This window comes from Bordetella genomosp. 13 (assembly GCF_002119665.1).
Taxonomy (GTDB): Bacteria; Pseudomonadota; Gammaproteobacteria; order Burkholderiales; family Burkholderiaceae_B; genus Bordetella.
Window position 1 is genome coordinate 519,660 of record NZ_CP021111.1, and the last position, 14,508, is coordinate 534,167.

13 protein-coding genes are annotated in these 14,508 nt (G+C 67.9%); 10 read left to right on the forward strand and 3 right to left on the reverse strand.

Annotated features, from left to right (window positions below; translation table 11 throughout):
- Nucleotides 1-14 precede the first annotated feature (14 nt).
- The 9 genes from CAL15_RS02360 (at nt 15) to CAL15_RS02400 (ending at nt 11,191) form a co-directional block, all read left to right on the forward strand.
- Nucleotides 15-1,058: a rod shape-determining protein gene (locus CAL15_RS02360; protein WP_086077165.1), complete on the forward strand. Its 1,044-nt coding sequence runs from the start codon at nt 15-17 to the stop codon at nt 1,056-1,058.
- 80 nt (nt 1,059-1,138) lie between these two features.
- Entirely contained in the window at nt 1,139-2,026 is an 888-nt protein-coding gene (gene mreC / locus CAL15_RS02365) for a rod shape-determining protein MreC (RefSeq protein WP_086080882.1), read from the forward strand.
- Between the two features lie 31 nt (nt 2,027-2,057).
- Nucleotides 2,058-2,576: a rod shape-determining protein MreD gene (gene mreD, locus CAL15_RS02370; RefSeq protein ID WP_086080883.1), complete on the forward strand. Its 519-nt coding sequence runs from the start codon at nt 2,058-2,060 to the stop codon at nt 2,574-2,576.
- A gap of 17 nt (nt 2,577-2,593) precedes the next feature.
- Nucleotides 2,594-4,711, forward strand: a complete 2,118-nt coding sequence (gene mrdA, locus CAL15_RS02375; RefSeq protein ID WP_086077166.1) for a penicillin-binding protein 2 — start codon at nt 2,594-2,596, stop codon at nt 4,709-4,711.
- Complete coding sequence (gene rodA, locus CAL15_RS02380; protein ID WP_086077167.1) at nt 4,708-5,844, forward strand: rod shape-determining protein RodA; 1,137 nt, start codon at nt 4,708-4,710, stop codon at nt 5,842-5,844. The genes mrdA and rodA overlap by 4 nt, the downstream gene beginning before the upstream one ends.
- A gap of 236 nt (nt 5,845-6,080) precedes the next feature.
- Entirely contained in the window at nt 6,081-7,586 is a 1,506-nt protein-coding gene (locus tag CAL15_RS02385) for a DASS family sodium-coupled anion symporter (protein ID WP_086077168.1), read from the forward strand.
- A 25-nt stretch (nt 7,587-7,611) separates the two neighbouring features.
- Nucleotides 7,612-8,307, forward strand: coding sequence for a 2Fe-2S iron-sulfur cluster-binding protein (locus tag CAL15_RS02390; RefSeq protein WP_086077169.1), 696 nt, complete (start codon nt 7,612-7,614; stop codon nt 8,305-8,307).
- Nucleotides 8,307-9,926 (forward strand): FAD-binding protein, encoded by a 1,620-nt coding sequence (locus CAL15_RS02395; RefSeq protein WP_086080884.1) that lies wholly within the window; start codon nt 8,307-8,309, stop codon nt 9,924-9,926. Before CAL15_RS02390 ends, CAL15_RS02395 begins: the two co-directional genes overlap by 1 nt.
- Complete coding sequence (locus tag CAL15_RS02400; RefSeq protein ID WP_086077170.1) at nt 9,923-11,191, forward strand: complex I 51 kDa subunit family protein; 1,269 nt, start codon at nt 9,923-9,925, stop codon at nt 11,189-11,191. The genes CAL15_RS02395 and CAL15_RS02400 overlap by 4 nt, the downstream gene beginning before the upstream one ends.
- Here CAL15_RS02400 and slmA read toward each other — a convergent pair.
- From slmA to argB, 3 genes are read right to left on the reverse strand one after another with little or no spacing between them, the layout of a single operon-like run.
- A complete protein-coding gene (gene slmA, locus CAL15_RS02405; RefSeq protein WP_086077171.1) occupies nt 11,165-11,758 on the reverse strand; it encodes a nucleoid occlusion factor SlmA in 594 nt (197 codons plus the stop codon). The two genes, CAL15_RS02400 and slmA, sit on opposite strands and share 27 nt — an antisense overlap.
- Nucleotides 11,759-11,804: 46 nt before the next feature.
- Nucleotides 11,805-12,554 carry a pyrimidine 5'-nucleotidase gene (locus CAL15_RS02410; protein ID WP_086077172.1) on the reverse strand — a complete coding sequence of 250 codons (750 nt, stop codon included), beginning with the start codon at nt 12,552-12,554 and terminating at the stop codon, nt 11,805-11,807.
- On the reverse strand, nt 12,554-13,456 hold the full coding sequence (gene argB / locus CAL15_RS02415; RefSeq protein WP_086077173.1) for an acetylglutamate kinase: 903 nt from the start codon (nt 13,454-13,456) through the stop codon (nt 12,554-12,556). The genes CAL15_RS02410 and argB overlap by 1 nt, the downstream gene beginning before the upstream one ends.
- 249 nt (nt 13,457-13,705) lie before the next feature.
- Between argB and CAL15_RS02420 the strand changes: the two genes are divergently transcribed.
- Nucleotides 13,706-14,494, forward strand: coding sequence for a MetQ/NlpA family ABC transporter substrate-binding protein (locus CAL15_RS02420; RefSeq protein WP_086077174.1), 789 nt, complete (start codon nt 13,706-13,708; stop codon nt 14,492-14,494).
- Nucleotides 14,495-14,508 lie beyond the last annotated feature (14 nt).

A 14,508-nucleotide genomic window follows, 5' to 3' on the forward strand; every position in this document is an offset into this window, starting at 1 on the left:
CTCGCTGATCTCTCATGTTCGGATTCCTGCGCAGTTATTTCTCCAGCGACATGGCGATCGACCTCGGTACCGCCAACACGCTCATCTACGTCCGAGGCAAGGGCATCGTGCTGGACGAACCCTCGGTCGTTGCCATCCGCCACGAAGGCGGCCCCAACGGCAAGAAAATCATCCAGGCGGTCGGCCAGGAGGCCAAGCAGATGCTGGGGCGTGTTCCCGGCAACATCGAGGCCATCCGCCCCATGAAGGACGGCGTCATCGCCGACTTCACCGTCACCGAGCAGATGCTCAAGCAGTTCATCCGGATGGTCCATCCGCGCAACATGCTGGCTCCCAGCCCGCGCATCATCGTGTGCGTCCCCTGCGGCTCCACGCAGGTCGAGCGCCGCGCCATCCGCGAATCGGCGCTGGGCGCCGGCGCCTCGCACGTGTACCTCATCGAAGAGCCCATGGCCGCGGCCATCGGCGCGGGCCTGGCGGTTTCCGACGCCAGCGGCTCGATGGTCGTCGACATCGGCGGGGGCACCACCGAAGTGGCGGTCATCTCGCTGGGCGGCATGGTCTACAAGGGCTCGGTGCGCGTGGGCGGCGACAAGTTCGACGAGGCCATCGTCAACTATATCCGCCGCAACTACGGCATGCTCATCGGCGAACCCACCGCCGAACTCATCAAGAAGCAAATCGGTTCCGCATTCCCCGGGTCCGAGGTCCGCGAAATCGAGGTCAAGGGCCGCAACCTGGCCGAAGGCGTGCCGCGCAGCTTCACGGTCTCGTCCAACGAGATCCTCGAGTCGCTGACCGATCCGCTCAACCAGATCGTGTCGGCCGTCAAGATCGCCCTGGAACAGACGCCGCCCGAACTCGGCGCCGACATCACCGACAAGGGCATCGCCCTGACCGGCGGCGGCGCGCTGCTGCGCGACCTCGACCGCCTGCTCCAGGAAGAAACCGGCCTGCCGGTGGTGGTGGCCGACGATCCGCTCACCTGCGTGGTGCGCGGCTGCGGCGAGGCGCTGGAACACCTTGAAAAACTGGGCGCCATCTTCATCAACGACTGAGTCTGTTCCGCTTGCCGGCGCGCGGCTCGCCCGCGCCGGTGCGCGCGGCGGTGGCGGGCGCCACGGTCCGGGCTGAATCCATGCAACGACAAGGGACCACCCCCCCGCTGTTTCGGCGCGGCCCGCCGGCCGAGGTGCGGCTCGCCGTCCTGGTCGTGCTCGCCCTGGCGCTGTTGGTGGTCGACTCGCAGCTGCGCGTGCTCGAGCCGGTGCGCCGCGCGGTCGCCATCGGGCTCTATCCGTTCCAGCGCGCCGTCATGGCGCCCCGCGACCTGGCCGAACAGGTCGACGAGTGGGTCAACGCCGCCAACCTCATCCGCACCGAGAACGAAGCGCTGCAGCGCCAGCGCATCGAACTGGCCCAGGTCAGTTCGCATGCCGCGCAGCTGGCCGCCGAGAACGCGCAGCTGCGCCGACTGCTGGGCGTCACCGACAACGCGCCGCAGCCGGCCACCGTGGTCGAGGTGCTGTACGAACCGCCCGATGCCTTCCAGCAGCGGCTGGTGTTCAACAAGGGCAGCCGCGACGGCCTGGCCGCCGGCATGCCGGTCATCGACGAAGGCGGCGTGGTCGGACAGATCGTGCGCGTCACTCCCATGACGGCCGAGGCCGCGCTGGTCACCGACGAGCGCGTGTCCATCCCCGTGCAGGTGCTGCGCAACGGATTGCGACTGATCGCCTTCGGCGCCAACACGCCGGGTACCATCGAAGTGCGCTACCTGGCGGCCAACGCGGACATCCGCGAGGGCGACACCATGGTCACCAGCGGCGTGGGGGGGCTGTTCCCCGCGGGCCTGCCGGTGGGACGAGTCACCGCCGTCCAGCGCGATACCGCGTCGGGCTTCGCGCGCGCGCTGGCCGAGCCGCTGGCCCATCCCGAACGTTATCGGCACTTCCTGGTCCTGCAGGCCGACGTGGCGCAAGCCGAATCCAACCGACAGGAGGCCGACGTCGTTGGACCGCAATAATCCTTCCCCGCGGGGCGCGCGCCGCATCGGCATGCCCAGCAACGTCGAGCCCGAGCGCCTGGCGCACCCGGCGCACGGCGCGTTCGTCTGGGGCACGCTGCTGCTGGTCTGGCTGGTGTCGCTGCTGCCCTGGCGGCAGTGGGCCGCCGCGCCCGACGTGCTGGCGCTGGTCATCGCCTTCTGGTGCGCGCACGAGCCGCGCCGCGTCGGCCTGGTCGCCGCGTTCGTCTTCGGCCTGCTGATCGACGTGCACGATGCCGGCCTGCTGGGCGGGCATGCGCTGGCCTATACTCTCATCGCATATGGTTCGGTGGCCCTGTATCGTCGCCTGCAGCGCTTCGATCTCTGGAGCCAGGCCATGCATATGCTCCCCGTCTTCCTCGGCGCCCAGTTCGCCACCCAGATCGTGCTGGCGTGGCTGGCGGGACGTTGGCCGGGTTGGGACTGGGCCCTGGGCGCGCTGCTGACGGCGGCCGTCTGGCCTATGGTGGGATGGGTGCTGCTGTTGCCCCAGCGCCGCCTCGATGATGTGGAATCTTCCGCCGGGTAGGCCGGGCGGGAGGCGCGATGTTCGAATTCAAGAAAACCGGTCAGCAGCAGAAGCAGCGCTTCCGCCTGCGCGCCTGGGTGGGCGCGCTGGCTGCGATCGTCTGCTTCGGCGTGCTGGTCGCGCGTTTCTGGTATCTGCAGGTCGATCGCTATGAGGGCCTGTCCGAACGCGCCGACCGCAACCGTATCGCGGTGGTGCCCATTCCGCCGCGGCGCGGCGAGATCCTCGACCGCAACGGCGAGGTGCTCGCGCGCAACTACCGTACCTATACGCTCGACGTCGTCCCGGCCAAGGCCGGCGACCTGAACGACCTGTTCGAGCGGCTGGCGCCGGTGGTGTATCTCAGCCCCTCCGACCAGCGGCGCTTTCGGCGGCTGGTTGGCGAATCGGGCCGCTATGCCACGCTGACCCTGCGCAACAACCTGAACGACACCGAGGCGGCGTGGTTCGCCGCGCATGCATTCCAGTTCCCGGGCGTGGAACTGCGCGCGCGCTGGGTGCGCGAGTACCCGCAGGGCGCCGCCGCCGGGCACGTGGTGGGCTACATCGGCCGCATCGCCGAGAACGACCTCGAAGACCTCGAAAAGGCCGGCGAGACGGGCAACTACCGCGGCACCGAGGTCATCGGCAAGAAGGGCATCGAGAAGTCCTGGGAAAGCGCCCTGCACGGCCGCACCGGCCTCGAGGAGGTCGAAGTCACCGCGGGCGGACGGCCAGTGCGCACGCTGCGCCGCATCGATCCCGTACCGGGTTCGGACATCATGCTGTCCATCGACATGTCGCTGCAGCGCATTGCCGAAGAAGCCTTCCAGGGGCGCCGCGGCGCGCTGGTGGCCATCGATCCCGATACCGGCGAGATCCTCGCCTTCGTCTCGCAGCCCTCGTTCGACCCCAACCTCTTCATCGACGGCATCGACGCCGAGAACTGGAAACTGCTGAACGAGTCGCCGGATCATCCGCTGATCAACCGGCCGCTGTACGGCACCTATCCCATCGGCTCGACGTACAAGCCCTTTGTCGCGCTGGCGGCGCTCGAGCTGGGCAAGCGCAGCGCCACCGAGCGCTTTCCCGATCCGGGCTACTTCGAGTTCGGCGGGCAGCGCTTTCGCAACGCCGGGGGCGCCGCGTACGGCATGACCGACATGCACAAGGCGATCGTGGTGTCATCGGACACCTACTTCTATTCGCTCGGGCCCGAGATCGGCGTCAACGCCCTGCATGATTTTGCCAAGCAGTTCGGCTTCGGCCAGGTAACCGGCATCGACCTGGACGGCGAGAAGGCCGGCGTACTGCCCTCCACCGACTGGAAGCGCCGCGCCTACAAAGACCGCGAACGGCAGCGCTGGTACGCCGGCGAGACCATCTCCGTGGCCGTGGGGCAGGGCTACAACTCCTTCACCCTGCTGCAGCTGGCGCAGGGCACGGCCACGCTGGCCAACAACGGCCTGTATCGCAAGCCGCATCTCGTGCATGCGCTGCGCGATCCGCGTTCGGGCATCGCCGAGCGCACCAAGACGGCGCCCGATTATCAGATTCCCTTGAAGCAGCAGAACGTGGACGTGATCAAGGCCGCCATGGCCGACGTGGTCAAGGCGGGCACGGCGCGGCGCGCCTTTGCCGATACGCCCTATCAGGCGGCCGGCAAGACCGGCACGGCGCAGGTGTTCAGCCTGCGTGGCGCGCAGTACCGCGCCTCCGAAGTGTCCGAGCGGCTGCGCGATCACGCCCTGTTCATGGGCTTCGCGCCGGTCGACCGGCCGCGTATCGCGGTGGCGCTGATCGTCGAGAACGCCGGCTGGGGCGCCAGCGCGGCCGCGCCGGTTGCGCGCAAGGTATTCGACTATTGGCTGAACCCCGCTCGCCAGACCCGCAGCGCCGGCGCGACCGGGCAGAATGCCGAAGCGCCCGCCGTGCCGCAGGGGGAGGCGGCAGCCGATGGCGCCGATCCCGCCAACGCCGCCAGCGGCGACGCGCCAGGTCGCCCGCGTGCGGCGGCGCGGGCACCCAAGCCGCTCATGCCGGTCACGCCCGGCCCTCTGCCCAAGCCCGCGCCGCCGCCGGCCGACGCGGCCCTGCCTGCCCGGCCCGGCTCGCCCACGGTGGCCGCGGCCGGCCGATCCGGAGTGGATCGATGAAGCGCCTCGGCATGGTCCTGCTGCGGGTCGTCACGGCGTTCGACTGGCCGCTGCTGCTGATCCTCGTGCTGTTCGCCGGCCTGGGCCTCACGGTGATGCATTCGGCCGTGGGCAGCACCGATTGGCGCTTCGCCGACCAGTCGCGCAATTTCCTGTTCGCCTTCATCGCCATGTGGATCGTGGCGCTGGTGCCGCCGAACGTGCTGATGAAGCTGGCGCTGCCGTTCTACATCGTCGGTGTGGTGCTGCTGCTGGGCGTGGAGTTCTTCGGCGAGACCAGCAAGGGCGCGACGCGCTGGCTCAATCTCGGCGTGACGCGGATCCAGCCGTCCGAAATGATGAAGATCGCCGTGCCCATGATGCTGGCCTGGTACTTCCAGCGGCACGAGGGGGCGGTGCGCATCGTCGACTTCATCGTCGCGGCCGCCATGCTGGCCGCGCCCTTCGGGCTGATCGTGCTGCAGCCCGACCTGGGCACCGCGCTGCTCGTGTTCGGCGCCGGTTTCTTCGTCATATATTTCGCGGGCCTGTCGTTCAAGCTGCTGATTCCCGCCGTGCTGGCCGCGGTGGTGGGACTGGGCACGCTGGTCTATTACGAAGACCACCTCTGCACGCCCGAGGTGGACTGGGTCGTGCTGCACGACTACCAGAAGCATCGTGTCTGCACCCTGCTCAATCCCAGCTCCGATCCTTTGGGCAAGGGCTTCCACACCATCCAGTCGATGATCGCCGTGGGTTCGGGCGGCCTGTACGGCAAGGGCTACATGCAGGGCACGCAGACCCATCTGGACTTCATCCCCGAGCGCACCACCGACTTCGTGTTCGCCGTCTATGCCGAGGAGTTCGGCCTGTATGGCGGCGTGGCCCTGCTGGTCTTGTATGGGCTGCTGATCGCCCGGGGGCTGGCTATCGCGAACAACTGCAGCACCCAGTTCGGGCGCCTGCTGGCGGGGGCGCTGACGATGATGATGTTCATCTACGTGTTCGTGAACGTCGGCATGGTCACAGGCATCCTGCCCGTGGTGGGCGTGCCGCTGCCCTTCATGAGCTACGGCGGCACCGCGCTGCTTACCATGGGCATCGCCAACGGCATCCTGATGAGCATCAGCCGGCACCGATCGGCCAAGACATAGCGAAGGGCCGCAGGCCGTCATCCCGGGGCTGGTGCCGGTAAGGCGGCCCGCCCTTCCGCGGCACGGCTCATGGGCGGCGCCTTGTCGGCAAGCCGTCTGGCAATCGTCTCCACAGATTGCATTGACGAAAATCAATACGGGTCGCCAAGGCTCGCTATATGCTGGCCATGTCGCGGCCAGAACCGTCAATGGGGGCGGCAGGACGCGTCGCGTGATCACTCCGCAAGGACTCCGTCATGTTCGACCGGCTGAAGGCAGTGCTTTTGTATTTTCAGAAAAGCGTGCCCTTTCGACTGTTGCCCGCCGCCATCACAACGGTCTTCCTGTTCGTCATGCTTCTGCTGCCGGTGCCCGACGGGCTGACGCCCAAGGCGTGGGCGCTCGTGGCCATTTTCCTCACGACCATCCTGGCCATCATTCTCAAGGTGATGCCCATCGGCGTCATGGCCATGATGGCGATGACCATCGTGGCGCTGTCGCAGGTCACGTCCACGTCATCGCGGGGCGCGATCGCCGATACCCTGTCGAGCCTGGCCAACCCGCTGATCTGGCTCATCGTCGTGGCCATCCTGATATCGCGCGGGCTGAAGAAGACGGGGCTGGGCCAGCGCATCGGCCTGATCTTCATCTCGCTGCTGGGGCGCAAGACCGTGGGCATCGGCTATGGTCTGGCGGTGTGCGAACTGGTGCTGGCCCCCTTCACGCCCAGCAACACTGCGCGCGGCGGCGGCATCGTCCATCCGATCATGAAATCCATCGCCAGCGCGTTCGATTCGGATCCGGCCAAGGGCACCGAACGCAAGATGGGCACCTACCTGGCCCTGGTCAACATGCACGCCAACACCATCACCTCGGGCATGTTCGTCACCGCGACGGCGCCCAATCCGCTGGTGGTCGACTACATCGCGCGCGTCACCAACCAGAACCTGCACCTGTCCTGGACCACCTGGGCGCAGTGCATGCTGTTGCCGGGCCTGGTCTGCCTGCTGCTGATGCCCTTGCTGCTGTCGTTCCTGGCGGCGCCCCAGGTCAAGACCACGCCGCATGCCGTCGAGTATGCGCGCACCGAGCTCGCCCGCATGGGGCCGCTGTCCGGCGGCGAACGCGTCATGATCGGAACCTTCGCCATCCTGTTGGTGTTGTGGGCCAACGTGCCGGCGATGATCTTCGGTCCCGCCTTCACGCTCGATCCTACCGCCGTCGCCTTTCTGGGCCTGTTCATCCTCATCATCACGGGCACCCTCGACTGGGACGACGTGCTGTCCGAGAAGAGCGCCTGGGACACGCTGATCTGGTTCGGCGCGCTGGTGATGATGGCCGAGCAGCTGAACAAGACCGGCGTCATCGCCTGGTTCTCGAACCTGCTGAAGAACGGCATCGTGTCGGCGGGCCTGGGCTGGGAAGCCGCGGCCGGTCTGCTGGTGCTGCTGTTCGTCTTCTCGCACTACTTTTTCGCGAGCACGACGGCGCACATCAGCGCCATGATGCTGGCCTTCCTTACCGTCGGCGTGGCGCTGGTGCCGCCCGACTACGTCGCGCCGTTCCTGCTGATGATGGCGGCCGGATCCACCATCATGATGACTTTGACGCACTATGCCACCGGCACCTCGCCGATCATCTTCGGCAGCGGCTACGTGACGTTGGGCACGTGGTGGCGCGTGGGATTCGTCATGTGCGTGATCGAGCTCATCATCTACGCCATCCTGGGCAACCTGTGGTGGAAGGTGCTTGGCTTCTGGTGATCCACGCCGCACAGGAGGTGCCATCATGTCCGACCATGCCGCCGCTTCCGGCGCAGTCCAGTTGACCTTCGACGGCCATTCCATTCACGCCGCGGCGGGTGTGTCGCTGCTGCAGGCCTGGCTGCAGGCCGGCTATCCGCTTACCGAGAACGTAGGCTGCATGGGGCAGGGCGCCTGCGGGGCCTGCCGCGTGCTGGTGCGCCGGCGCGGCGAGCGCCTGGCCGGCACCGCGCTGGCGTGCGAGATGCTCGTCGAGGACGGAATGCAGGTCTCGTTCGTCGACCACTTCCCCGCTCGCCGCGTGCATGCCTACGACCTGCGCGCGCTCACCGACAGCTGGACCGCGCTCGACCAGATCGACGCCGTGTTTCCCGAGGCCAGGCATTGCCGCCATTGCAGCGGCTGCGACCGCGCCTGTCCCAAGGGCATCGAGGTGCAGCGCATGGTGAACCTGGCCGCCGCGGGCCAGGCCAACGCGGCCGCCGCGTTGTTCGACCACTGTGTGCTGTGCAATCTCTGCGTTGCCGCCTGTCCCGAGCACATCGATCCCGCGCACCTGGGACAGTTCGTGCGGCGCATGAGCGCCTCGCTGACCCTGCGCCCATCGGACCTCATCACCCGCCTGCGCGAGATCGAGGCGGGACTGCAGCCCATCGACTTCGACGCGCCCGGCGCCAATCCGCCCGCGCAGGATCCCGGCTCGCACCGGAGCCCATCATGATCGCGGCCGGCATCCCACATGAAGACGCGCTGCGGGCCTGGCGGTCCGCCGCGCCGGCGCCGGCGCGGGCGCTCGATCTGCCGGTCCCCGAACTGCTGGCGGGCTTTCATCCCGACCGCCGGCCTGGCGCGATGGCGACACTGCTCGTCGGCGCCAGCGCCGGCCAGGACTGTCCCGCCGCGCTGGCCGAGCTGCTCCAGGCCGATTCCCTGCTGGAGGACGTCGACATCGCCGGCGCTCCGCCGCTGGATACGGACGTGCTGGTGATCGGGGGCGGCGGCGCGGGCTGCGTGGCGGCGCTGACCGCGGCGCGCGCCGGGGCGCGCGTGCTGCTGGCCACCAAGCTGCGTCTGGGCGACAGCAATACCGTGATGGCCGAGGGCGGCATCCAGGCCGCGGTGGGCGCGGACGACAGCCTGCAGCGGCACTTCGAGGACACGCTGCGCGCCGGCCACTACGCCGCCGACAAGACCCTGGTGGCCGAGCTGGTGTCGGGCGGACCCGAGGCCATACGTTGGCTCATCCAGGAAGGCATGAGCTTCGACCTGACCGACGGCAGCCAGCGCATGGGCGGCACCTTGCTGCGCAAGAAGCCGGGCGGCGCCACCGCGGCGCGCCTGCTGTCGTATCGCGACTTCACGGGGCTGGAGCTCATGCGCGCGCTGCGCGAAGCGGTGTTGCTGCAGCCCGGCATCACGGTGCTCGACCGGCATCCCGCGCTGGAGCTGTTGAGCGACGACCGCGGCTACTGCGCGGGCGCGGTGCTGCATGACCTGGCGCGCGGCGGTGCCGTACTGGCGCGTGCCGGCGCCACGGTGCTGGCCACGGGCGGAGCGGGCCGGCTGCATCTCGCGGGCTTTCCCACGTCGAATCATTACGGGGCCACGGCTGACGGACTGGTGCTGGCCTATCGGCTCGGCGCGCCGCTGCGCGATGTCGACAGCTTCCAATACCATCCTACCGGCATCGCGTGGCCGGCACACATGGAGGGCGCGCTGGTCAGCGAGGCGGCGCGATCCAGCGGCGCCTTCCTGGTCAACGGCAAGGGCGAGCGCTTCGTGGACGAACTGCAGCCGCGCGACATCGTGGCCTCCGCCATCCTGCGCGAGATCGCCGAGGGTCGCGGCGTGACCCGCGACGGCAAGACAGGCGTGTTCCTGGACACGCCCATGCTCGAGCAGGCCAAGCCCGGCGTCCTGCAGAGCAGCCTGGTCACGCTGCGCCATCTCGCGCAGCGCGCCGGGTTCGACCCGGCGAACGAACCATTCCTGGTCCGTCCCACCCTGCACTACCAGAACGGGGGCGTGGTGATCGATCCGCAGGGCCGCACACCCGTGCCTCGCCTGTTGTGCGCCGGCGAGGTCACGGGCGGACTGCACGGACGCAATCGCATGATGGGCAATGCGCTGCTCGAGCTGGTGGTGTTCGGCCGCCACGCGGGGGCGGCGGCCGCCATGGACGCGCGCGGCGAGCGGCCGCGCAACGTGGGGCTGAACCACCTGGCCGACTGGCGCCGCTCGCTGCTGCGGCAATCGCTGCCTCTGGCCCGCAAGGCGCCGATGGTGTTTCCGCCCTATGGCAATTTCGACATCGCCCGCGACAGGGGAATCGCCGCATGACGCTCGTGCTCACCGCCGCATCGAACCAGGTCGGCGCCGACCTGCCCGCATGGCTGGCAGCCGGCGGCGGGCAGGGACTGGAACGCGCCCTTGCCGATCCGGCCGCGATCGTTTCCTGTATCGAAGCTGCCGGCCTGCGCGGCCTGGGCGGCGCGGGCTTCCCGACGCATCGCAAATGGGCGGCCGTGCGCGATCAGCCGGCGCTGGCACCGTACGGTAAATGGATCATCTGCAATGGCAACGAGGACGAACCCGGCACGTTCAAGGACCGCTTCCTGCTGTCGCGTACGCCGCATCAAGTCATCGAGGGAGCCCTGATCGCCGCGCTGGCGGTGGGGGCCGACCACATCGCTTTCTATGTCAATCCGCACCAGGCCGATTCGCTGCGGGCCATGACGAGCGCGGTGGAGGCATGGCGCGACCATCCCCTGCTGGCGCGGGTGGCGCTGGCCGTGGGGCGGCCGCCAAGCCTCGGGGTCACGCCCGGAGCGGGCCTGTACGTGGGCGGCGAGGAAACCGCCGCGGTCGCCAGCGTAATGGGCGGGTTTCCGTTTCCCTCGCTGAAGCCGCCATTCCCGGCCGAAGCCGGCGTGCATGGCGCGCCCACGCTGGTGAACAACGTAGAGACCTTTGCCCACGTGCCGCACATCCTGCGCCACGGACCCGAGTGGTACGCCGCATTGGGCATCGGCCAGGCGGCCGGCACCAAGCTGTATTCGTTGTCCGGCGACGTGATGCGGCCCGGGCTGCACGAACTGCCCATGGGCACCTCGCTGCGCGAACTGATCTATACGCATGGCGGCGGGATGCTGGGGGGACGCGCGTTCAAGGCCGTGTTCACGGGCGGCCCGTCGAACACGCTGCTCACCGCTGCCGACCTGGACGTGGCGCTGGATTTCGACAGCCTGCGCGCGCGAGGCTCGCGCCTGGGCACGGGCGCGATGATCGTGGTAAGCGAGGGCACCAGCATCCTGCGCAAGACGGCCGAGTATGTGGCTTTCTTCGCCGCCAATTCGTGCGGGCAGTGCTCGTCGTGCAAGATAGGCACGCACCAGATTTCGCGCATCCTGGAACGCATCGAATGCGGGGCGGGGCGTCCGACGGATCTGCAGGCACTGGAGAATCTTGCCGGCCTGTTGCCGGGATCGGGCCGCTGCGGCCTGGTGGACGGCGCGGCCACCGTGCTGGCAAGCTCGCTTGCCACCTTCCGGGAAGAATACGAACGCGCGGTCGGCGGGCTAGGTGCGCGCGTGAACCGGCCCTAGCGCGATGCGCAGCTGCTCTTCCAGGTGGGCGGTGGGCGAGACGCGCCAGCCGCTTTGCGCATAGCGCAGCCAGCGACCCAGCACCAGGTGGGTCAGCAGGCTGGCGTGCGCCGCCACCGCGGAATCGGCGGGCAGCGCGCCGTCGCTGGCCGCGGTGCGCAGGCACTGCTTCAGCGTGGTCTCGATGCGGTCGTTGATGTGGTTGATGCGTTCCTGCAGCCGGTTGTCTTCGGTGACGAGGGCATCGCCGGTCAGCACGCGGGTCATGCCGCGATTGCGCTCGGAAAAGGCTAGCAGCATGGAGACGGTCTTGCGCGCCTGGGCCAGTCCGTCGGGCTCGGTGGCGCCGATCTGGTTGACCAGCGTGAAGATGCTGGTCTCGATGAACTCGATGAGGCCTTCGAACATCTGCGCCTTGCTGGCGAAGTGCCGGTATAGCGCGGCCTCGGACACCTGCATGCGCGCGGCCAGCGCGGCGGTGGTGATGCGAGCGGCATGCGGCTGCTCGAGCATCTCGGCCAGGGTCTGCAGGATCTGTTGCTTTCGTTCGCCGGGTTTGCTGGCCATGGCAAGGGCCTGTATATCGGGGCGGTGGATGGAGGGGCGTCCGCGGTCACCCACGCAAGGGGCGGCGGCGCAGCAGCAGGTCGCGGATGGAGTTTACCCGTAAGTCCACGTAACCAGGCCGGTTGCGTGCATGGGATTTAGCAAACGGCGTACCCGGGTGATAGACGTGCACCGTGCGCAGTCCCACTTGCCGCGCGCCGCGCAGGTTGTCCAGCGTGTCCTCGACCAGCACCGCGCGGGACGCCGGCACGCCCTCGCGCGCCAGCACGTAGCGCAGCAGGGCGGGCGAGGGCTTGGGACGGAACTCGCCGTGCAGGCGCATGTGCTCCAGCGCCCACAGGCTGTCGAACTGGTTCAGGATGCCCAGGTGGCGCAGCACCGCGCGCGCGTAATGGAACGGCGCGTTGGTCAGCAGCACCTTGCGCCCCGGCAGGCTGCGCAGGCGCTGCGCTAGCCCGCGTTCGGCGCGGATCAGGGGCGCCACGTCGAAGTCGTGACTGCGCAAAAGAAAGCTGCCGGCGTCGATGCCGTGGTGGCGCACCAGCCCGATGACCGTGGCGCCGTAGCGCTTCCAGTACTGGGTGCGCAGCAGGTTGGCGGCGTCGACGTCCACGCCCAGGGCTTCCACCACCGCCTGCGTCATGCCCAGGTTGATGCGCGGGAAGATGGCGTGGGAGGTGTCGTGCAGCGTGTTGTCGAGGTCGAACAGCCACAGCCGCTGCGGCACCCCGGTGGCGATGCGCCGGCTGCGGCGCTGGCGCGCCGCTGGCCGCAGCAGATGCCGGCGCGCCTGCATCAATGCGCGCTGATCATGGTGCCGACGCCCTGGTCGGTGAGGATCTCGAGCAGCAGGCAGTGGGGGACGCGGCCGTCGACGATGTGCACGGCGTTCACGCCGTTCTTGGCGGCGTCCAGCGAGGACGAGATCTTGGGCAGCATGCCGCCCGAGATGGTGCCGTCGGCGAACAGTTCGTCGATGGTCTGTGCCGACAGTTTGCGCAGCAGGTTGCCGCTCTTGTCGAGCACGCCGGGAGTGTTGGTCATCATCAGCAGTTTCTCGGCGCCCAGCACTTCTGCCATCTTGCCGGCGACCACGTCGGCGTTGATGTTGTAGGCGGTGCCGTCTTCACCATAGCCGATGGGCGAGATGACCGGGATGAACTGGTCGTCCTGCAGGGCCTTGACGACGGCCGGTTCGACGCGGGAGATGTCGCCGACGAAACCGATGTCGATGGGCTCGGACGGGTTTTCCTTGTTGGCCATGAACTTCTTCTGGGCCTGGATGAGACCGCCGTCCTTGCCGGTGAGGCCCACGGCCTTGCCGCCGACCTCGTTGATCATCATGACGATGTCCTGCTGGACCTGGCCGCCCAGCACCCATTCGACCACTTCCATGGTCTCGGCGTCGGTGACGCGCATGCCCTGCACGAACGTGCCCTGCTTGCCGATGCGGCGCAGCGCGTCGTCGATCTGCGGGCCGCCGCCGTGCACCACCACGGGATTCAGGCCGACCAGCTTGAGCAGCACCACGTCATGGGCGAAGCTGCGCTGCAGGCGTTCTTCGGTCATGGCGTTGCCGCCGTACTTCACCACGATGGTCTTGCCATGGAATCGTCGAATATAAGGCAGCGCCTCGGACAGCACGGCGGCTTTCAGGGCAGGAGACGATACGGCGGCAGGGTCGGGTGTGTCGGTCATGGCGTATTACGAATAAATGAAGGCCAATTGGAAAAAATGCCTGCGCCCGTGCGCAGATGCAGGGGTACAAGCATACGGCAGATTGTAGACTCGCCGAACGGCTTATGCCGCAAATCGATGTCGTTATACCGGCAAGCCGCCGCGCTTTTCGGTAAATTGAGCAACCCTGCGCGCCCGTGGGCCGGACACGATCCGGTCCGGCCCGGCGGGCGGTGCATCCGTTCATACCCACAACGAGCGAGGCTACCCATGCGTTTCAATATTCTGCGCGCCATCATCCTGGCGTCCTCCCTGGGTCTGGCGGCCGGCACGGCCGCGGCCGAGAAATTGGTCGTCGGGGCTACCCAGGTTCCCCATGCCGAGATCCTCGAGGTGGTCAAGCCCACGCTGGCCAAGGAAGGCGTCGAACTCGACATCAAAGTCTTCAGCGACTACGTACAGCCCAATCTGCAACTGGCCGATAAGGAGCTGGACGCCAACTTTTTCCAGCATCGTCCGTACCTGGAGTCTTTCAACAAAGACCGCGGAACCAAGCTCGTGCCGGTGGGTCTGGTGCACGTCGAGCCGTTCGGCGCGTACTCCAAGCGCATCAAGAACCTGTCCGAACTGAAGGAAGGCGCCACCGTGGCCATCCCGAACGATCCCTCGAACAGCGGCCGCGCGCTGCTGCTGCTGCAGAAGCAGGGGCTGATCAAGCTGAAGGACGCTTCCACCATCGTGGCCACGCCGCTGGACGTGGCCGAAAACCCGCGCAAGCTGAAGTTCCGCGAACTCGAGGCGGCCATCCTGCCGCGCGCGCTGGGCGACGTGGACCTGGCGCTGATCAACACCAATTACGCGCTCGAGGCCGGCCTGGTGCCGACGCGCGATGCGCTGTTCATCGAGGGCTCCGACTCGCCTTACGCCAACGTCGTCGTGGCGCGTGACGACAACAAGGACGCGCAGAACGTGCGCAAGCTGGTGCAGGCGCTGCAGACCGATGCCGTGAAGAAGTTCATCGCCGAGAAGTACAAGGGCGCGGTGGTCCCTGCTTTCTGATCCTCTGTTGCCGC

What these genes read in the sequence shown, in the direction of transcription:
- CAL15_RS02360 (WP_086077165.1), top strand. Translation starts at nt 15, where the DNA reads ATGTTCGGATTCCTGCGCAGTTATTTCTCCAGCGACATGGCGATCGAC.
- mreC (WP_086080882.1), top strand. Translation starts at nt 1,139, where the DNA reads ATGCAACGACAAGGGACCACCCCCCCGCTGTTTCGGCGCGGCCCGCCG.
- mreD (WP_086080883.1), top strand. Translation starts at nt 2,058, where the DNA reads ATGCCCAGCAACGTCGAGCCCGAGCGCCTGGCGCACCCGGCGCACGGC.
- mrdA (WP_086077166.1), top strand. Translation starts at nt 2,594, where the DNA reads ATGTTCGAATTCAAGAAAACCGGTCAGCAGCAGAAGCAGCGCTTCCGC.
- rodA (WP_086077167.1), top strand. Translation starts at nt 4,708, where the DNA reads ATGAAGCGCCTCGGCATGGTCCTGCTGCGGGTCGTCACGGCGTTCGAC.
- CAL15_RS02385 (WP_086077168.1), top strand. Translation starts at nt 6,081, where the DNA reads ATGTTCGACCGGCTGAAGGCAGTGCTTTTGTATTTTCAGAAAAGCGTG.
- CAL15_RS02390 (WP_086077169.1), top strand. Translation starts at nt 7,612, where the DNA reads ATGTCCGACCATGCCGCCGCTTCCGGCGCAGTCCAGTTGACCTTCGAC.
- CAL15_RS02400 (WP_086077170.1), top strand. Translation starts at nt 9,923, where the DNA reads ATGACGCTCGTGCTCACCGCCGCATCGAACCAGGTCGGCGCCGACCTG.
- slmA (WP_086077171.1), bottom strand. Translation starts at nt 11,758, where the DNA reads ATGGCCAGCAAACCCGGCGAACGAAAGCAACAGATCCTGCAGACCCTG.
- CAL15_RS02410 (WP_086077172.1), bottom strand. Translation starts at nt 12,554, where the DNA reads ATGCAGGCGCGCCGGCATCTGCTGCGGCCAGCGGCGCGCCAGCGCCGC.
- argB (WP_086077173.1), bottom strand. Translation starts at nt 13,456, where the DNA reads ATGACCGACACACCCGACCCTGCCGCCGTATCGTCTCCTGCCCTGAAA.
- CAL15_RS02420 (WP_086077174.1), top strand. Translation starts at nt 13,706, where the DNA reads ATGCGTTTCAATATTCTGCGCGCCATCATCCTGGCGTCCTCCCTGGGT.